The organism is Methylobacterium sp. J-090 (genome assembly GCF_022829345.1).
In the GTDB taxonomy this organism is placed as follows: domain Bacteria; phylum Pseudomonadota; class Alphaproteobacteria; order Rhizobiales; family Beijerinckiaceae; genus Methylobacterium.
Window position 1 is genome coordinate 96,430 of record NZ_JAKSXV010000098.1, and the last position, 16,640, is coordinate 113,069.

General features: G+C 68.3%; 18 protein-coding genes. 9 read left to right on the forward strand and 9 right to left on the reverse strand.

From position 1 onward, the window contains the following. Positions 1 to 28: 28 nt before the first annotated feature. From MKK49_RS19975 to MKK49_RS19995, 5 genes are all read right to left on the reverse strand, one after another. Positions 29 to 1,333: an amidase gene (locus MKK49_RS19975; RefSeq protein ID WP_244031528.1), complete on the reverse strand. Its 1,305-nt coding sequence runs from the start codon at positions 1,331 to 1,333 to the stop codon at positions 29 to 31. A gap of 69 nt (positions 1,334 to 1,402) precedes the next feature. After that, the gene (locus MKK49_RS19980; protein ID WP_244031530.1) at positions 1,403 to 2,380 is read right to left on the reverse strand and encodes an ABC transporter substrate-binding protein; all 978 of its coding nucleotides are present in this window, start codon (positions 2,378 to 2,380) and stop codon (positions 1,403 to 1,405) included. A 107-nt stretch (positions 2,381 to 2,487) separates the two neighbouring features. After that, a complete protein-coding gene (locus MKK49_RS19985) occupies positions 2,488 to 3,408 on the reverse strand; it encodes an ABC transporter permease (protein WP_244031532.1) in 921 nt (306 codons plus the stop codon). After that, positions 3,408 to 4,193 carry an ABC transporter ATP-binding protein gene (locus MKK49_RS19990; RefSeq protein WP_244031534.1) on the reverse strand — a complete coding sequence of 262 codons (786 nt, stop codon included), beginning with the start codon at positions 4,191 to 4,193 and terminating at the stop codon, positions 3,408 to 3,410. Before MKK49_RS19990 ends, MKK49_RS19985 begins: the two co-directional genes overlap by 1 nt. A gap of 251 nt (positions 4,194 to 4,444) precedes the next feature. Then, on the reverse strand, positions 4,445 to 5,425 hold the full coding sequence (locus tag MKK49_RS19995) for a LysR family transcriptional regulator (RefSeq protein ID WP_244031536.1): 981 nt from the start codon (positions 5,423 to 5,425) through the stop codon (positions 4,445 to 4,447). Between the two features lie 149 nt (positions 5,426 to 5,574). Between MKK49_RS19995 and MKK49_RS20000 the strand changes: the two genes are divergently transcribed. The 9 genes from MKK49_RS20000 to MKK49_RS20040 all read left to right on the forward strand — a co-directional run bounded on the left by MKK49_RS20000 (position 5,575) and on the right by MKK49_RS20040 (position 14,153). Beyond that, the gene (locus tag MKK49_RS20000) at positions 5,575 to 6,591 is read left to right on the forward strand and encodes a carbon-nitrogen hydrolase family protein (protein WP_244031537.1); all 1,017 of its coding nucleotides are present in this window, start codon (positions 5,575 to 5,577) and stop codon (positions 6,589 to 6,591) included. A gap of 83 nt (positions 6,592 to 6,674) precedes the next feature. Then, complete coding sequence (locus MKK49_RS20005) at positions 6,675 to 7,985, forward strand: substrate-binding protein (RefSeq protein ID WP_244031538.1); 1,311 nt, start codon at positions 6,675 to 6,677, stop codon at positions 7,983 to 7,985. An 11-nt stretch (positions 7,986 to 7,996) separates the two neighbouring features. Then, positions 7,997 to 8,872: a branched-chain amino acid ABC transporter permease gene (locus MKK49_RS20010; protein WP_244031539.1), complete on the forward strand. Its 876-nt coding sequence runs from the start codon at positions 7,997 to 7,999 to the stop codon at positions 8,870 to 8,872. After that, complete coding sequence (locus tag MKK49_RS20015) at positions 8,872 to 10,782, forward strand: ABC transporter permease subunit (RefSeq protein ID WP_244031540.1); 1,911 nt, start codon at positions 8,872 to 8,874, stop codon at positions 10,780 to 10,782. Before MKK49_RS20010 ends, MKK49_RS20015 begins: the two co-directional genes overlap by 1 nt. Beyond that, positions 10,769 to 11,473, forward strand: a complete 705-nt coding sequence (locus tag MKK49_RS20020) for an ABC transporter ATP-binding protein (RefSeq protein ID WP_244031541.1) — start codon at positions 10,769 to 10,771, stop codon at positions 11,471 to 11,473. The genes MKK49_RS20015 and MKK49_RS20020 overlap by 14 nt, the downstream gene beginning before the upstream one ends. A 115-nt stretch (positions 11,474 to 11,588) precedes the next feature. Beyond that, on the forward strand, positions 11,589 to 12,230 hold the full coding sequence (nthA, locus tag MKK49_RS20025; protein ID WP_244031542.1) for a nitrile hydratase subunit alpha: 642 nt from the start codon (positions 11,589 to 11,591) through the stop codon (positions 12,228 to 12,230). Continuing rightward, entirely contained in the window at positions 12,227 to 12,904 is a 678-nt protein-coding gene (gene nthB / locus MKK49_RS20030) for a nitrile hydratase subunit beta (RefSeq protein WP_244031543.1), read from the forward strand. Before nthA ends, nthB begins: the two co-directional genes overlap by 4 nt. Further along, positions 12,901 to 13,245: a nitrile hydratase accessory protein gene (locus MKK49_RS20035; RefSeq protein ID WP_244031545.1), complete on the forward strand. Its 345-nt coding sequence runs from the start codon at positions 12,901 to 12,903 to the stop codon at positions 13,243 to 13,245. The genes nthB and MKK49_RS20035 overlap by 4 nt, the downstream gene beginning before the upstream one ends. 386 nt (positions 13,246 to 13,631) lie before the next feature. After that, positions 13,632 to 14,153 carry a DUF1993 family protein gene (locus MKK49_RS20040; protein WP_244031547.1) on the forward strand — a complete coding sequence of 174 codons (522 nt, stop codon included), beginning with the start codon at positions 13,632 to 13,634 and terminating at the stop codon, positions 14,151 to 14,153. Positions 14,154 to 14,316: 163 nt separating this feature from the next. Here MKK49_RS20040 and MKK49_RS20045 read toward each other — a convergent pair whose 3' ends face one another. The 4 genes from MKK49_RS20045 to MKK49_RS20060 form a co-directional block, all read right to left on the reverse strand. Beyond that, positions 14,317 to 14,496, reverse strand: a complete 180-nt coding sequence (locus MKK49_RS20045) for a hypothetical protein (protein WP_244031548.1) — start codon at positions 14,494 to 14,496, stop codon at positions 14,317 to 14,319. A 250-nt stretch (positions 14,497 to 14,746) separates the two neighbouring features. After that, on the reverse strand, positions 14,747 to 15,130 hold the full coding sequence (locus MKK49_RS20050) for a hypothetical protein (protein WP_244031549.1): 384 nt from the start codon (positions 15,128 to 15,130) through the stop codon (positions 14,747 to 14,749). Positions 15,131 to 15,435: 305 nt separating this feature from the next. Beyond that, the gene (locus tag MKK49_RS20055) at positions 15,436 to 15,933 is read right to left on the reverse strand and encodes an HD domain-containing protein (RefSeq protein ID WP_244031550.1); all 498 of its coding nucleotides are present in this window, start codon (positions 15,931 to 15,933) and stop codon (positions 15,436 to 15,438) included. Further along, entirely contained in the window at positions 15,933 to 16,226 is a 294-nt protein-coding gene (locus MKK49_RS20060) for a hypothetical protein (protein ID WP_244031551.1), read from the reverse strand. The genes MKK49_RS20055 and MKK49_RS20060 overlap by 1 nt, the downstream gene beginning before the upstream one ends. Positions 16,227 to 16,640: the final 414 nt, after the last annotated feature.

Here is a 16,640-nt window from a genome sequence, read left to right on the forward strand (position 1 = left end):
CGTTCCGTTGCGCGCGATGCGCGGGTTCTCAGGGGGCGGGGACCGTGACGGGTCGGGCCAGGACCGTCTCGCACCAGCGCGCCGTGCGCAGCAGCGCGAGATCGTTGCGGTAGGGGCCGACGAGCTGGAGCCCGAGCGGTAGCCCGCGGCTCGTCCCGGCCGGAAGCGCGACGGCCGGGACGCCGAGGCAGGTCCAGGGCACGCAGAAGGCCGGGTCGCCGGTCGAAGCGAGGCCTTCCGGCGCAGGGCCGGAGGCGGGCAGGGTCAGGATAGCGTCGTAGCCCGCCAGCACGGTGTCGAGGTCTGCCCGCCAAGCGACCTGCCGCCGCAGGGCGTCCACGTAGGCGACGGCCGGCACCTGCGCGCCTTCCGCGACGAGATCCTTGAGCGGCTGGCTCGTCCGGTCGGGGAAACGCGCCACGAGCGCCCCGAAGCAGGCGCTGGCCTCGACGGCGAGGAGGGTGCGCGCGCAATCCCACAGCCCTTCGAGGGCGGCCGGCAGCACGAGGTCGGATACGTGGGCGCCGGCCGTCCGGAAGGCCGCCGCCGAGGATTCGAGCAGCGCACGCTGCTCCGGTTCGGCCCTGTCCCAGATCGCGGTCCGAACCAGTGCCAGGCGGGGCGCCTCGCACGGAGCGAATGCCGCATCGAGGTCGATGGAAAAGCCCGGCAGCGGGCGGCCGTGCCGGTCCGCGTCGTCCCGGCCGATCAGGCGCGACAGGGCGAAGGCGGCGTCCGTCACCGAGCGGGTGAAGAGTCCCACGTGGTCGAGGGACGGGGCGAGCGGATGCACGCCGACCCGGGGAATCGCGCCGTAGCTCGGCTTGAATCCGACGACCCCGCAATAGGCGGCCGGCCGGATCACCGATCCGAAGGTCTGGGTGCCGAGCGCCAGGGGGACGATCCCGGCCGCCACGGCGGCGGCCGAGCCGCTGGAGGAGCCGCCCGGCGTGTGCCCGCGCTTCCAGGGATTGTGCGTCGGCCCCGGATGGCGCCAGGCGAATTCGGTGGAGACCGTCTTGCCGAGGACCGAGGCGCCGAGGGCCTTCAGGCGGGTGACGATCCAGGCATCGGCGGCGGGCACGTGGTCGGCATAGACGGGCGAGCCGTTCGTGGTCGGCATGTCGGCGGTGGCGATGATGTCCTTCACCCCCACGGGGATGCCGGCCCAGGGGCCGTCCCCCGGTGCGAGTTCCGTCGCCAGAACCGTGAACGCGGCGAGATCCGCCCGCGCGCGGGCCGCTTCGTGGCAGGCCGCGAGGTAGGCGCCGGGCGACACGCGTCCATCGCGAAACGCCCGCAGGGCGTCGACGAGACCGAGGGGATTGGGCATCGGAGGGTCCGTTGTCTTGCGCGTGCGAAAGCCGCGCCCGTGCGGCGCGGCTCACGGACGTTCGGGGTCTCAGTTCGCCGCGAGGCTCTTCTCGATGAAGTCGCGGCGCACGAAGGTGGCGTAGTCGGGCAGGGCCGAGAGGTTGCCCAGCGCCACCTGCGTCTCCATGCCGGTCTTCAGGGCGTCGGCCGTGATGTTGACGCTGTCCGGATAGACCTTCTCGCGCATCATGCGCTTGACCGCGGCCTCGACGACGGCGGGGTCGAGATTGGGGAACTGCTTCTTGGCGATGGCGACGGTCTTCTCGGGCTCCGCGTGCATGAAGCGGATCGCGTTCTGCAATCCGGTGACGACCTTCTGGGTCACGGCCGGATCGACGTCCTTGCGGGCGCTCACGGCCGAGAAGGCGTAGGGGCCGTAGCGCTCGGGAAAGCTCAGCACGACCTTCATGCCCTTGGCCACCACCTGGTCGAGGCCGGGCTCGTACATCACGGCGATCTTGGCCTGGCCGGCGAGGAGGGGGCCCGGCTCGGAGCCGAGCTGGACCTGGGTCATCTCCACGTCGTCGGGCTTGAGGCCGTTCTCCTTCAGGAGCTTCAGGAACAGCGACGTGCTCGTGGTCGGCATCAGCCCGGTGACGATCTTCTGACCCTTGAGGTCCTTCACGTCGTTGAAGGTCACGTCGGGGGTGGCTGCGATCCAGACCGCGGCCCCGTTGACCACGTTCGCCACGACGTTGACGGGCGCCCCCTTCGAGGCGGCGATGGCGGTCCATTCGGGGCCGTGGATCGAGTACTGCGCGCTCTTCGAGATCACGGCCGAGAGCGCGACCGCCGGGGCGCCCGCCGTCTCCTTGGTCACCTCGACGCCCTCGCCCGCGAAGAAGCCGCCATCCATGGCGACGTAGAACGGCAGGTAGAGCATCGACTGGAAGGCCTGCGAGATCGTGACCTTGTCGGCCGCGCGGGCCGGCAGCGCCGCGAGGCCGGCGAGCCCCAGGGTCGCCGCCAGGGCGGTCGAGAGACGCAGACGCTTGGAACGGATCATCCGTGGGGCCTTTCTTCGAGGAACGTTCGGGAAGCACGCGCCCCCGCGCCGACCTCGGCGGATCGATGCGCGCGCGAGGGGCGGGGGGATCGGAGGCGGGACAGGAATCAGACCTGGACCTGGCCTGCGGTGGTGATCTGTCGCCAGGGCAGGATGCGACGCTCGGCGAAATCGATGACGTGGTAGAGGAGGAAGCCCACGAACATCAGCACGAACAGCCCGACCCAGACGGTATTCAGGTCGTAGAGGCTCGAGGCCGAGTAGATCAGGTGCCCGAGGCCGCGCTGCGACGAGATGAATTCGCCGACCACCGCGCCCACGAGGGCGAACCCGATGTTGATGCGGAACATCCCGATGATGGCCGGCAGGGTCGAGGGCACGATCACGCTCTTGAAGATGCGGTTCTTAGAGGCGCCCATCGAGGCCAGCAGGGCCTGCAGGTCGGGGTCGGCATCGCGCGCCGCTTGGTAGGCGGCGATGAGGGCGACCAGGGCGGTGAGCGAGACCGCGAGCGCCACCTTCGAGACGAAGCCGGTTCCGAACCACAGGATGATGATGGGGGCCAGCGCGATCTTCGGCACCGAATTGATGGCCACGATGAAGGGCTCGACGAGCCGCGCCACGAAGGCCGAGTACCAGAGGCCGAGGCCGGCCAGCGACCCCAGGAGGGTGCCGATCAGGAACCCGATGATCGCTTCGATCACGGTGTACCAGGTGTCGACCGGCAGCGATCCGTCCCGCATTGAGGCGAGGAAGACGCGCCAGATGCCCGACGGGGCGCCGACCAGGAATTCCGTGAGCCAGCCGGCCCGGACCGCCGTCTCCCAGGCCAGGAAGAACACCCCCACCGCCAGCAGCTGGATGATGCCGCGCCCGAGCGTCGTGTCGGCCGCCCGCGCGACGGCGCCCGGTTTTGCGCGCGGCCGGGCAACGGGTTTCCGGATGGGCCGGGCCGAGGCCGGGGAGGATGCCGCGAGGGTCCGGGACGTCTTCACGGTTTGCGAGGTCTTCAAGGCTTGCGATGCCATCAGGCGGCCCTCTGGCGGGTCTGGATCTCGAGCTCGCCGCACAGGGTCTGGAAGTAGTCGGAGAAGCGCGGATCGCTGCGCGCGCCGATGGGCGAACGGGCATCGAGCCCGATCTCGTGGACGGACTTCACCTTGGTGGGGCGATTGCCGAGAACGACCACGCGCTTGGAGAGGGCGACGGCCTCGTCGATGTCGTGCGTCACGAGCACCACGGTCTTGTGGAAGGTCTCCACCGCGTCGAGGAGCACGCCTTCGAGGTAGAGCCGCGTCTGGTAGTCGAGGGCCGAGAAGGGTTCGTCCAGGAGCAGGATGTCGGGATCCATGATCAGGGTCCGGATCAGCGCCGTCCGCTGCCGCATGCCCCCGGACAGCATCTTGGGGTAGGCGTTCTCGAAGCCCGACAGACCGAAGGTCGAGAGATATTCGCGGGCCGTGTCGAGGGCCTGGGCGCGGTCGACGCCCTTCATCTCCAGGCCGAGCATCACGTTCTGGAGGACCGTCCGCCAGGGAAACAGCAGGTCCTTCTGCATCATGTAGCCGACCCGGCCCTGGAGCCCGGGCACCACCTCGCCGCGAAACGTCATCGTTCCGCTGTCGGGTTCGAGAAGTCCGGCGATGACGTTGAACACCGTCGTCTTGCCGCAGCCGCTGGGGCCGATGATGCTGACGAAGTCGCGCTCGTAGATATCGAAGCTGAGCCCGTCGAGGACCGGGACCGGACCGCCCTTGCCGGGGAAGGATTTGCGGATGCCGTCCAGGCTGAGTTGGACCTCAGGAACCGTCATGACCCCTCCGTGTGTGTGGGGCGGCTCCAGCAAACCTCGGGCCAAAGAAAATCATGAATCATGAATACGAAGGGTGGGCGGGTCGGTGCATCCGGCGCCGTTGCGCTCGCGGACCTCCGCTCGCGCGCTTTTCAGGAGACTGGATAAGGAGCGGGATCATCGGGGAGAACACCGTGACTCATGACGCCCGTGGCTTCCACGGCTCGGCATGCGGCGAGCGGACCCCTTCGCCTTTCCCGAAGGCCGTCCGATTACGTCATCAAACTCGATACGTGCGCCGGCGGCGAAGGGTTGGCACAGCGGGGTGCCTGTGGGACGGCCTTGGGCGCGGACAGCTGAAACTGGGCATCCGATAGGAAGGTCCCCTTCAGGAAAACCATGACAGCTCGGACCCGGGGAGCGAATTGCAGGTCCGCGTGGACGTTGAGCCAGAGTTCCCGCGTGGTGAAGGCGATGTCGTGCAGGACCGGGACGAGATCATCGCGGGCCGTCACCGCGAAACTCGGCAGGAGAACCAGTCCGAGGCCGCCGAGGGCGGCGCTCTTCTGGGCGATCATGCTGTTGGAGCGAAACACCGTGTGAGGCTCTTCGATGAGGTCGTCCAACCAACGGACGCAATCGATCTGAACGAGATCGTCGACGTACGAAACGAAGTGATGCTGCGCCAAGGCCCGTCGATCGACCGGGCATCCATGCCGGGCGAGATAGCTCGGCGCCGCATAGAGTCCGAGCCGGAATGCGCCGATCCGCTCCGAGATCAACCCTTTTCCGGGCGGCTCGAAGAAGCTGAGGAAGAGGTCGGCCTCGCGGCGGTTGACGTAGACGGTCTGGGCCGAGGTCACGAGGTCGACCATCAGATCCGGATGGCGCTCCCGCAGGCCCCAGAGGCGCTCGGCGAGGTACAGGGAGGCGATGCCCTCCATCGTGGCGAGCCGCACCCGCCCTCCGATGCGACCGTCGCCGGGGTGATCCTCGTGCTGGAGGGAGATGACCGCGCTCTCGACCTGCTCGGCATGCCGCAGCAGGCGCTGCCCCACGTCGCTGAGGCGTAGGCCCGACGGCAGGCGCTCGAACAGCGCAAGGCCGAGGACACTCTCCAGGTTGGCGAGCCTCCGGCTCACGGTGGACTGATCCACCTTCAGGCGCTTCGCTGCGGCTGCGAGACTTCCGCCCCGCGCTGCTCCGAGGAAGACCTTGATGTCGTTCCAGTCGAGGAGATCGAAGGTCTGCATAGGCTGAGGTCGCGCAAGATGCGCGCCAGAGTTCCCCCGACGCCCATCCGGAAACCGGCTTCCCAGGACATCCTGCAAGGCGCCTTGCAGATCTGCCGGCTTTGCAGGCCCCGCGCGCACCGTAACCTTGCCGTGGAAAGGGGAATTCCATGCTCCCACGGTTCAAGGCCGCCGCCGTCCACGCGGCACCCGTCTTCCTCGATGCGGCAGCGACCACCGCCAAGGCGGTCGCCCTGATCGAGGAGGCCTCCCGGGCCGGCGCCGCGCTGATCGCCTTTCCCGAGACCTTCATCCCGGCCTTCCCGGTCTGGGCAGCACTCTCGGCCCCCATCGACAACCACGATCTCTTCGCCCGCATGGCGGAGCAGTCGGTGCTCGCGGACGGGCCGGAGGTCGCACGCATCCGGCAGGCGGCGCGCGCCGCGGGCATGGTCGTGTCCATCGGTATCAGCGAGCGTTCGCCCGCCAGCGTGGGCTGCCTCTGGAACGCCAATCTGCTCATCGGTGAGGACGGCACGGTCCTCAATCATCACCGCAAGCTGATGCCAACCTACTACGAGAAGCTCATCTGGGCCTCGGGCGACGGGGCCGGGCTGAAGGTGGTGGAGACGGGCATCGGCCGCATCGGTCAGCTCATCTGCGGCGAGAACACCAACCCCCTCGCGCGCTACGCCCTGATGGCGCAGGGCGAGCAGTTCCACATCTCCTCCTGGCCTCCGGTCTGGCCGACGCGCCGGCCGAAGGGCGGCGGCAACTACGACAACCTCGCCGCGAACCGCCTGCGCGCCAGCGCCCACTGCTTCGAGGCCAAGGCCTTCGGCCTCGTCACGGCCGGGGTCCTGGACAAAGCCGCCTACGGCCTCCTGGCGGCGCGCGATCCGGGCGCCGCCGACGTGCTCGACGGAACGCCGCGCGCCGCCTCGTTCTTCGTCGATCCCACAGGGGCGCAGATCGGCGAGGCCCTCCATGACGAGGGTATCCTCTACGCGGAGATCGACCTCAACGCCTGCGTCGAGCCCAAGCAGTTCCACGACGTGGTCGGCTACTACAACCGCTTCGACGTCTTCGACCTCAGGGTGAACCGGCAGCGGCTCGTGCCCGCCCAGTTCCGCGACGGCCCGATGCCGGTCCCCGAACCGCTGCCGCCGGTCGCGACCGGCGCGTGACTTGCTCGCACCGTGTCACGTTCCCCGCGCCCTTGATTCCGACAGAGACCCACGCGCTCGAAGTCCCACCGGAGAGACCCCTCATGCTCGATCGTCGCAAGCTTATCCTCGGAGGCGCGGCCGGCCTGATGCTGCCGGACTTGCGCGGGGCCTTCGCGCAGAGCCCAGCCCAGATCGGGACCTTTCCGGAGGGGGTCGGGGCGGACTCCGTCTTCATCGGTCTCAACATGCCGCTGACCGGGGTCTTCTCCGGTGATGGCAGCGACCTGAAGCTCGGCTACGAACTTGCCATCGCGCAGATCAACGCGGGCGGCGAGATCCCCGCCGCCTGGGGCCTCAAGGGCAAGGGCGTACTCGGACGCCAGATCCGCCACAAGATCGCCGACACGGAGGGCAAGCCCAACGTCGCGGTCCAGGCCGCCACCCAGTTCATCCAGCGCGACAAGGCGATCCTGTTCCAGGGCTCCGTCAGCAGCGCCGAGGCCATCGCCCTCGAGGAACTCGCGAGCCGCGACAAGGTCCTCTACATGGTCGGCATCGCCGGCTCGAACGACGTCACCGGCAAGAACTGCCAGCGCTACGGCTTCCGCTCCCAGCAGAACGCCTACATGGCCGCCAAGGCGCTGGCCCCCGTCGTCGCCAAGGCGCTGGGCAAGAAACTCAAGGCCGCCTTCCTGGTCCCCGACTACACCTACGGCCAGACGGTCTACGAGTCCTTCGCCAAGTTCTCGAAGGAGCAGGGGTGGACGCAGGTCCTGAAGGAGACGGTGCCCCTGGGCACGGCCGATTACAGCTCGGCGCTGCTCAACATCGCCAACAGCGGCGCCGACGTCTTCGTCAACATCTGCTTCGGATCGGACGCGGTGGCCTCGACGAAGCAGGCCGAGCAGTTCGGCGTCCTCTCCAGCATGAAGCTCGTGGTGCCCAACCTGTCCTCGTTCCAGGACAAGGAGGTCGGGCCCGAACTGATGCAGGGCGTCTACGGCTCCTGCGACTTCTGGTGGACCCTGGAGGACCGCTTCCCCCTCGCGAAGACCTTCGTCGAGGCCTTCCTGGCCAGGAACAAGTACCGCCCGCGCTGGGGCGCCCACATCGCCTACATGCAGACCTATCTCTGGGCGCTCTCGGTGGAGCGGGCGGCAAGCTTCAATCCGGTCGACATCATCAAGGTGATGGAGGGATCGAAGGCCCAGCCCTACGAGACCACCATCGGCCGCGTCTATTACCGCGCCGAGGATCACCAGATGGTCCGGCCGATCCCGATCCTGCGCGGCAAGGCGCCCTCGGCCATGAAGGGCCCTGAGGACTTCTACGAGGTCGTCGATCTCGTCGACGGCGAGACCGTGATGAACCCGCCCGACCTGTTCGGGTGCAAGCTCGGCCCCTACAGCTGAGGCGCGCCGCGATGCCCAGCACCGCCGTCCTCCTCTCTCAGGCCTTCAACGGCCTCGCCCTCGGCAGCCTCCTGGCCCTGGTCTCCAGCGGCCTCACCATCATCCTGGGCACCCTCGGCGTGCTCAACTTCGCCCACGGCGCGCTGTTCGCGGTGGGCGCCTACACCGCCTTCGTGATGATGCAGGCGACGCACTCCTTCGTGCTCGCCCTGCTCGGGGGCTGCGCGATCATGCTCATCATCGGCTTTGCCATGGAACGGCTGATCATCCGCCACTTCTACGCCCGGCCGGACGAGGACCAGATCCTCGTCACCTACGGGATCGGCATGGTGCTGGTTGAGGGCCTGCGGAGCTGGTTCGGGGGCAACAGCCAGCGGGTGCCGGTGCCCTCCTGGGGCACGGGCGCGACGAAGCTCGGCTTCCTGGTCTACCCGACCTACCGCCTCCAGCTCATCGGCATCATCGCGGGGCTGCTGGTCGGTCTCTACCTTGTGCTCTACCGGACCTCGGTGGGCCTCGTGGTGCGGGCCGGCATCGAGAATGCCGGCATGGTCGGCATCCTCGGCATCGACGTCCGGCGCACCTTCCTGTTCGTCTTCGCGGTGGGCATCGTCGCGGTCGGCCTCGCCGGCATGCTCTACGCCCCCGTGGTGGCGGTGACACCCGACATGGGCGCGAGCTTCATGGTGCAGTCCTTCGTCGTCATCGTGCTCGGCGGCCTCGGCTCCTTCCCCGGCGCCATCGTGGGCGGCCTGATCGCGGGCGAGATCATCAGCCTGACGAGCGCGTTCAATTCCGCCTACTCGGAGGTGATGCTCTACGGCCTCATGGCCCTCGTCCTCGTGGCGCGGCCGCAGGGGCTGTTCGGTACGGAGGGACGGGTCTGATGAACCGCGATTCCGTTCGCGCGGTCCTGCCCGAGCTCGCCCTCCTCGTCGTCCTCCTGGCCGCGCCCGTTCTGCTGCCGCCGCTCGGCTTCTCGCACGACCTGCTGTCGCGGGCGCTCAACTGGGCCCTGTTCGGCCTCGGCCTCGACATCCTGTTCGGGCTCGCCGGCCTGCTCTCCTTCGGACAGGCGGCTTTCTACGGGGCCGGCGGGTTCGTGGCCGCCTACCTGCTGGTCTCGGGGCTGGTCCACAGCGTCTGGCTCGCCTTCCTGATCGGCACGCTGGCCGCCGGCCTGTTCGGCCTCGCGGTCGGCTGGCTCGCCGTGCGACGCATCGGCATCTACTTCGCCATGATCACCCTGGCCTTCGGCCAGATGGCCTACTTCATCCAGAACTCGCCCCTGTCCGACTTCACGGGCGGCGAGAACGGCATCGCGGGGGTTCCGGTGCCGGTGATCGGCTTCGGAGCGTGGGCCGTGCGGATCACCGCCGGCGTGCCGATGTACGCGCTGCTGGCGGCGACCTTCTTCCTCGGCTTCGTGCTGGCCCGGCGCATCGTGCATTCGCCGGTCGGGCTGATCCTGAAGGCCATCAAGGAGAACACGGCGCGGGTGGCCATGCTCGGCCACGACGTGCCGGCCTACAAGCTCGCGGCCTTCACCATCGCGGCCCTCTATGCGGGTCTCGCCGGTGCGATGCTCGGCTCCTTCCAGAGCTACATGCCGCCCGACGCCTTCGCGCTCGAGACCTCGGGTCAGCTCGTGGTGCAGACCATCGTGGGCGGCGTCGGCACGCTGGTCGGTCCCCTCGTCGGCGCCGCGCTCTGGCTGTGGCTGCGCGACAATCTCCAGCTCATTCCCGGCTTCGGCTCCCTCTGGAAGCTGATCCTCGGGCTCGCCTTCATCGGCCTGGTGATGGGCCTGCGGCGGGGCATCTGCGGCGAGATCCTGCATCGCTGGCGGCAGCGCGGCGAGGCCGCCCGCCTTCACGCGGCGAAGGCCCGCACCGAGGCGATCGAGGCGGGACGCCTGCATGCACCGGAGGTCCCGGCCGAGGTCGCGCTGCCGATGCCCCGCCCGGCGGTCGACGGCCGCTCGGCCCATGCGGAGATCGCCCTGGAGGCGCAAGGCCTCGCGCGGCATTACGGGGGGCTCAAGGCCGTGGACGGCGTGAGCTTCCAGGTCCGCCGCCGTTCGATCCACGCGGTGATCGGGCCGAACGGCGCCGGCAAGAGCACGCTGTTCAAGATGCTCTCCGACGAGGTCAGCCCGAGCGCCGGATCGGTGCTGCTGTTCGGCGAGCGGCTCACGGGGGCGGGGGTGACGGAGGCGACGCAGCGCGGCGTCGTCAAGAGCAACCAGCTCAACCAGCTCTTCCTCAACCTCACCGTCCGGGAGAACCTGCGGGTGGCGGCCCTCGCCCGGGCGCGCGGACGCTTCCGCCTCGACCTCCTCGCCCCGGCGGGGGCCCGAGCGGACGTGGAGGCGCAGGTCGAGACCCTGCTGGACATCCTCGACCTCGGGATGCGGGCGGAGACGCGTGTGGGCGTCCTGGCCTACGGCGAGAAGCGCCGCCTCGAGATCGGCATGGCCCTGGCCACCAGCCCCAACGTCCTCCTCCTCGACGAGCCCCTGGCCGGGATGAGCCCGGCGGAGCGCGTCGCCACCTGCGCGCTCATCCGCAGGATCGGCCGCTCCTGCACGATCCTCCTCGTCGAGCACGACCTCGATGCCGTGTTCGATCTGGCCGAGCGCATCACCGTGCTGAGCGAGGGGCGCCTTCTTGCGGACGGTCCCGCCGACATCGTGCGCCGCGACCCGGCGGTCCAGAAGGCCTATCTGGGGGCGGCGCCGGACGAGGCCGTCGACGAGGGAAGCGCGACGCGGGGAGCCATGCATGAGCCTGCTTGAGGTCGAGGCCATCAACACTCTCTACGGGGATTCGCACGTCCTCTTCGACGTTTCCCTGCGCGTCGAGGAGAACGAGGTCGTGGCCCTGCTCGGCCGCAACGGTGCCGGCAAGACCACGACGCTGCGGACCCTTATGGGCGCGCTCGCCCCGCGCAGCGGCACGATCCGCCTCGACGGTAAACCGATCCAAGGGTTGCCACCCGAGAAGATCGCCCGCGTCGGCATGCAGCTGGTCCCGGAGGAGCGCGCCATCTTCGGGACCCTCACGGTGGAGGAGAATCTGCGCGTCGCCCGCCTCACTGCGCCGAAGGGCTGGTCCCTCGACCGGATCTGGGAAGTCTTCCCGCGCCTGAAGGAGCGCCGGGCGTCGCGGGGCCGAACCCTGTCGGGCGGAGAGCAGCAGATGCTGTCGATCGCTCGCGCCCTCATCCGCGATCCCCGGATCCTCCTCCTCGACGAACCGTTCGAGGGTCTGGCACCGCTGATCGTGCAGGATCTGATCGCGCTCACGCGCCGCCTCGCGGAGGAAGGCCGGACCATCGTCGTCGTCGAGCAGAACGTGGCCGCGGTGCTCGGCTTCGCCCAGCGGGTGTACGGCTTCAACAACGGACACGTCGTCTACGAAGGGTCGGCGGCGGAGCTTCGCAGCGACCCGGCGCCGATGCGCGCCTTCATGGGGCTGACCGCATGACCCGCGACTCTCGCCCTTCGCCGAACATGGAAGGCCCGGCGGATGGCCGTGCATCGTCGACGGCGCGAATGGCCCTCGACGATCCATCTGCTCTTGTGCAGTCTGGAGATTGAGTATGGCGCACGACCACGACCACGACCACCATCATCATGAGACGCAAGGCGGGAGCGAGCTCTCACCGATGGAGCTGCGCGTCCGCGCCCTCGAATCCGTCCTCGTGGAGAAGGGCTACGTCGATCCCGCCGCCCTCGATGCGCTGATCGAGACCTACGAGACCAGGATCGGTCCGCATAACGGTGCCCGCGTCGTGGCCCGCGCCTGGGTCGATCCCGCCTTCCGCACCCGCCTGCTCGGCGACGCCACCCCGGCGATGCGCGAACTCGGGGTCGGCGGCCGGGGCGGCGAGCACATGGTCGTCGTCGCCAACACGCCTGACGAACACAACCTCGTCGTCTGCACCCTATGCTCCTGCTACCCCTGGCCGGTGCTCGGCCTGCCGCCGGTCTGGTACAAGTCGCCGCCCTATCGCTCCCGCGCGGTGATCGAGCCCCGCGCGGTGCTGGCCGAGTTCGGCGTGACGCTGCCGCCCACGCAACGCATCCGGGTCTGGGACTCCACCGCCGAGCTTCGCTACATGGTGCTGCCGATGTGCCCGGCCGGGACGGAGGGCCTCGACGAGGCGGCGCTCGCCACCCTCGTCACGCGGGATTCGATGATCGGCACCGGCCTGCCGCGCGCACCGGGGCCAAGCGCATGAACGGCGGCCAGGATCTTGGCGGCATGCACGGCTTCGGCCCCGTCGCCCCGGAGGCGGACGAGCCGCGCTTCCATGCGGCCTGGGAGAAGCGCGTCTTCGGCCTCGCGATGGCGATGGGCTATTCCGGCGCCTGGAACCTCGATGCGAGCCGGTCCGCCCGCGAGGCGCTGCCGCCGGGCGAGTATCTCACCTCCAGCTACTACGCGATCTGGCTCAAGGCCCTGGAACGCCAGGTCCAGGGCCACGGCCTCGCCACACCCGAGGAACTGTCCTCCGGCATCGTCTCGACACCCGCGGCTCCGGTGAAACGCGTACTGAGGGGCACGGAGGTGGCGCCGCTCTTCGCGCGCGGCTTCCCGAGCGACCGACCTGTTCCCGACCCTGCGCGCTTCTCCGCGGGGGACCGCGTCCGTGCCCGGAACATCAACCCGAGCGGACATACGCGCCTGCCGCGCTACGTGCGTGGGCATGTCGGCACGGTGGAGACGGTGCATGGCGGCTTCGTGTTTCCGGACACCAACGCGCACCTCGCCGGCGAGGCCCCGCAATGGCTCTACACCGTCAGGTTTTCCGGCCACGACCTCTGGGGCGAGCGGGCGGAGCCGGGCCACGCGGTTTCGGTGAACGCGTTCGAGAGCTACCTGGAATCCATCGATCCGGCGTCGGTCCGATGAGTGAGGATCCGATCCCCTTCGGCAGCGCGGCCGACACGGTCTTCGCCGAGCCCTGGGAGGCTCAGGCCTTCGCCCTTGTGGTGTCCCTCCACGATCGCGGCCTGTTCGGTTGGAGCGAATGGGCGCAGGCCCTCGGGGCGCATACGCGGCAGACCGGCCGGGCGGCGGACTACGCCGCCTGGCTTGCGACCCTCGAAGGCCTGCTCTCGGCGCGTGCGGTCGTGACGCCCGAGCTCCTCGCCGAGCGCAGGGCGGCCTTCGCCCGCGCCGCCGCCGCGACACCGCACGGCGAGCCGATCCTCCTGACGAACGATCCCCAGGCAACCGCCCTCCCGGGATGAGTCTCAGGAGCGTCGCCGTCTCGGAGCTGATTTCGCGGCATCGGAACCCCAGGGCCGAGACGCCGCCGTCGCCGACCAGCACGAGGTCGCGCCCGGGCAGCCAGCGGCGCGCCTGCAGGACGCGTTGGCGACCGACGTCGAGCAGGGGCTTGGCCCGACATGCCCCGCATCGCGCAAAGGACTCGAGAGCCGCGAGGAACTCGGTCGTCACCGTTGGGTCGTCGAGCGACCCGGCGGATCTCGACCCATGCCAACCGCCCGGACCACCCCCGTCGCTTCCCCGAAGCAGCCGTTCGTCGGCCGTCCGGCGACTTCGCTCGACGGACCCTCACGCGGTGTGCGCCTTCTCACCGCGTCTTTGATGGCAGGTGCCTATCCCTGCCCGGATGAGCATCAGCATCCACGACGTCAGCGTCCCGGTCTTCACCAACGCGCTTCGCAGCATGAGCGCGTGGCTCGACAAGGCGGCCTCGGAAAAGCCGGAAGCCGAGTTGCTCATCCGGCGGCTGGCTCCGGACATGAAGCCTTTGCCTGCCCAGTATCAAATGGCGTCCGACAGCGCGAAGAACGCGGTGGCCCGGCTCGCCGGGATCGAAGCGCCCGCGATGCCCGACGTTGAGGCGACCTTCGCCGAACTCAAGGAGCGCTGTGCCAGGACGATTGCTTTCGTCGAGGGCATCGATCCGGCCGCGTTGGCCTCAGGCGCGGAGCGCGAGGTGGAGCTGAAGTTCCCGAACGGCATGGGATACCGCTTCAACGGGCAGTCCTATCTCACCGGCTTCGCGCTTCCGAACTTCTTCTTTCACGTGACCACGGCCTACGGGATCCTCCGAAGCGCTGGAGTGAGTCTCGGCAAGCCGGACTTTCTCCAGCATCTCGGGCCGCCGAACATCCACACCGCGAAGTAGTCGTTCACGCTCCCCAGGCCCGAAACGGATCTGCGCGATTGCGGGAACGCGCGCAGAAAGACCTCGCCCGACCCGGCACATCCGCCGACCTGAAACCCGCCCGGCTCGCGCCCCGGCGGGCTTTTCATTTCGAGCCGGCGCCCCTGCAGCGTCCGTCATCCCCCTAAGAAATGTCGAGGTTCCACTCGATCACCCGCCCAACCCTCAGCATAAGGGCTCGCGTGATCGCGTCGAGGGGAGGGGCTTTGAGAGCGAAGACATCTTCGGCCAGCGCCGGGGTGCGCTCACCCAGCCGCTCGCGGGCCGCGGCGTCCAGATCCTCGGGATCTTGCGGGTCGGACACCAAAACCCCCCGCTTTCATCGAATCACGCACGCACACAGGAATGGCGACGCCTAGACTTTGCAGTCCCATAAGGAAGGGGACCGTGACACCGCTCGCCCGCTCCAACCGTCCGGCAGGCTCTCCGCGAAATCCTCAGGTACCTCGCCGAACTGCCCCCAGGATCGTCATGGCGGAGAATCGAATCTCAATCTTCCCATATAAAGCAGGAGCGACCCTCCAGCGCCGGTGACGTTGTGCGCCCTCGCCTCTTCAGGCCGACCCTCCCTGGAACGGCCTGATCAGCCACGGAAGCTGGCCAGCGTCATTATCGGCAGCAGCGCGTCCTGAATCCGCCGAGTTCCTTGGCTCTGCCGCTTCAGAAGCGAGCATGATTTCCCCAAGGGAGGAAGGCGGGTCGACGCCGTACTCCTTCAGCAGCAGCCCTGCTTCGAGGAGAGCGCGGATATGGTCGTCGGGGACCGGGCGTTCCAGAAGCTGCGCATTCAGCACCTGATCCACCAAAAGCGTCGCGAGGCGAGAAATTTCGTCGAGGCGCTTATCTGCGACGTCGATGGTCGGAACCGATGGAGACGCAGCGCTCATATTGGCCTCCGCTCGCTTCAGGACGCTGAATTGAATGCTGCCGTCCTGCAAGCGGGTACGCCGGAACCTCGATCCAGTGGCTCGATCAAGAGGATACCGAACTACCAATTTCGGCTTCAATGACATGAAGCGTGGGGGTGAGAAGAGCCGAATCCTTCGTTTGGATGGTGGGATGCGTTCCCTGCGCGGACGGGTTCTTGCCAAAAGCAATTCCGGTTCTGGATTTTCGCTCCTGTGCCCGCCGGGCTTGCCCATAAGCGCACGTGGTCGACAAAGGTCGGGATGCGCTCACCCGGCAACACAACGCAGGTCGCCGAGCGGCCGACGGCACGCGCGTAACGGCCCCCCTAACCTCGTTAAGGCCCCGTGTACCCCAGGGCAGCTGCAGCGTCGCGAAGCCTCGGCATCGAAGCGGCGTAGCGGGCCGTAAGGCCGGTACCGACCGGCAGTTGTCGGTCGGCCCGCGCATTGTCCTCATTGTCCGACAGCTTGATGAGGATTGCGCCGATATTGCCGGACCGAATCAAGGTGCTGATGCGCTCGGCGTAGGACACCACCTCATCGGTCTTGGACAGGAGTTGCACCATCTTGACGACCTGAGGAACGTAGCCTGCTTGCAGGAGATCGTCAGCAGTCGTCGGCGTGTCCTCCAGAACGTCGTGAAGGTAGGCCGCCTGCAGCACGTGATCCGGGTTGATGTTCAGGCCGTCTTTCTCGAAGGCGTGGATTGCACGGTCGCTGGCAGCCCCCGCAACGCGGTTCACATGCCGAATGTACGGCTTCCCGGCCTTGTCGACCTGGCCTGCATGGGCTTGCGCCGCGAATTGATGCGCGTCGGAATTGGACGGAGGCATCACACCTTCTCCGGCCGGGAAAGCAGGATCGCATTGCGCATGGCGGCGCGCTTCGGATGGTCCGCCGCATCCGTGTTGGCCGTCGTGACGGAGGCCCACGCGTGCGCGTGCACGGCCTCGGCGAGGTCGATCCGGTAGCCCTCGCCGAACCGGAACGCCGACGTGCTCGGATCGGCCATGAAGGCGTCTTCGGCGGCGGCGATGTCCGCGTCGGTCATCGCCTTCGCCTTGAACAGTTTGCCGGTGGTTTGGAGCGTGTTGGCCATACCGGCCAGATAGGGCTTACCGTCCAAACAGCCAGATCGGCCCGGCGCCGATCGGACGGCACGGTTTGTCGAGGTAGTAGGCCGTGGTCACGAACGTGATCCGGGTGCCGATGACGGCTGAGACCTCGTCGCCTGACATGATGATGCCGCCGCAATAGTTGGGAAGATCATGCCTGCCGTGGGATGCACACCAAAGAGATCCAGTGCCGTCCACCCTCGGTCGGCAGCCTCATGAGCCAAGCGGTCGAGGAAGGCGACGCACGTCTCAGGGACGTCGGCCCAATTCTGCCTCGTCAGATCGGGGCACGGCACGACGTTCGGCCAGATGTTCAGGAGACCCTGGAGTCAAGCTTGCGGGTCGCGGAGGGGATGATCTCGCGTGCGGCTGACATGGGGGCCAGCGTGTGATGGCCGGACGGGATAGGCGCGAGCGAAGCGCGA

What these genes read in the sequence shown, in the direction of transcription:
- MKK49_RS20010 (WP_244031539.1), top strand. Translation starts at nt 7,997, where the DNA reads ATGCCCAGCACCGCCGTCCTCCTCTCTCAGGCCTTCAACGGCCTCGCC.
- MKK49_RS20005 (WP_244031538.1), top strand. Translation starts at nt 6,675, where the DNA reads ATGCTCGATCGTCGCAAGCTTATCCTCGGAGGCGCGGCCGGCCTGATG.
- MKK49_RS20040 (WP_244031547.1), top strand. Translation starts at nt 13,632, where the DNA reads ATGAGCATCAGCATCCACGACGTCAGCGTCCCGGTCTTCACCAACGCG.
- nthB (WP_244031543.1), top strand. Translation starts at nt 12,227, where the DNA reads ATGAACGGCGGCCAGGATCTTGGCGGCATGCACGGCTTCGGCCCCGTC.
- nthA (WP_244031542.1), top strand. Translation starts at nt 11,589, where the DNA reads ATGGCGCACGACCACGACCACGACCACCATCATCATGAGACGCAAGGC.
- MKK49_RS19995 (WP_244031536.1), bottom strand. Translation starts at nt 5,425, where the DNA reads ATGCAGACCTTCGATCTCCTCGACTGGAACGACATCAAGGTCTTCCTC.
- MKK49_RS20020 (WP_244031541.1), top strand. Translation starts at nt 10,769, where the DNA reads ATGAGCCTGCTTGAGGTCGAGGCCATCAACACTCTCTACGGGGATTCG.
- MKK49_RS19980 (WP_244031530.1), bottom strand. Translation starts at nt 2,380, where the DNA reads ATGATCCGTTCCAAGCGTCTGCGTCTCTCGACCGCCCTGGCGGCGACC.
- MKK49_RS19975 (WP_244031528.1), bottom strand. Translation starts at nt 1,333, where the DNA reads ATGCCCAATCCCCTCGGTCTCGTCGACGCCCTGCGGGCGTTTCGCGAT.
- MKK49_RS19990 (WP_244031534.1), bottom strand. Translation starts at nt 4,193, where the DNA reads ATGACGGTTCCTGAGGTCCAACTCAGCCTGGACGGCATCCGCAAATCC.
- MKK49_RS20055 (WP_244031550.1), bottom strand. Translation starts at nt 15,933, where the DNA reads ATGCCTCCGTCCAATTCCGACGCGCATCAATTCGCGGCGCAAGCCCAT.
- MKK49_RS20000 (WP_244031537.1), top strand. Translation starts at nt 5,575, where the DNA reads ATGCTCCCACGGTTCAAGGCCGCCGCCGTCCACGCGGCACCCGTCTTC.
- MKK49_RS19985 (WP_244031532.1), bottom strand. Translation starts at nt 3,408, where the DNA reads ATGGCATCGCAAGCCTTGAAGACCTCGCAAACCGTGAAGACGTCCCGG.
- MKK49_RS20015 (WP_244031540.1), top strand. Translation starts at nt 8,872, where the DNA reads ATGAACCGCGATTCCGTTCGCGCGGTCCTGCCCGAGCTCGCCCTCCTC.
- MKK49_RS20035 (WP_244031545.1), top strand. Translation starts at nt 12,901, where the DNA reads ATGAGTGAGGATCCGATCCCCTTCGGCAGCGCGGCCGACACGGTCTTC.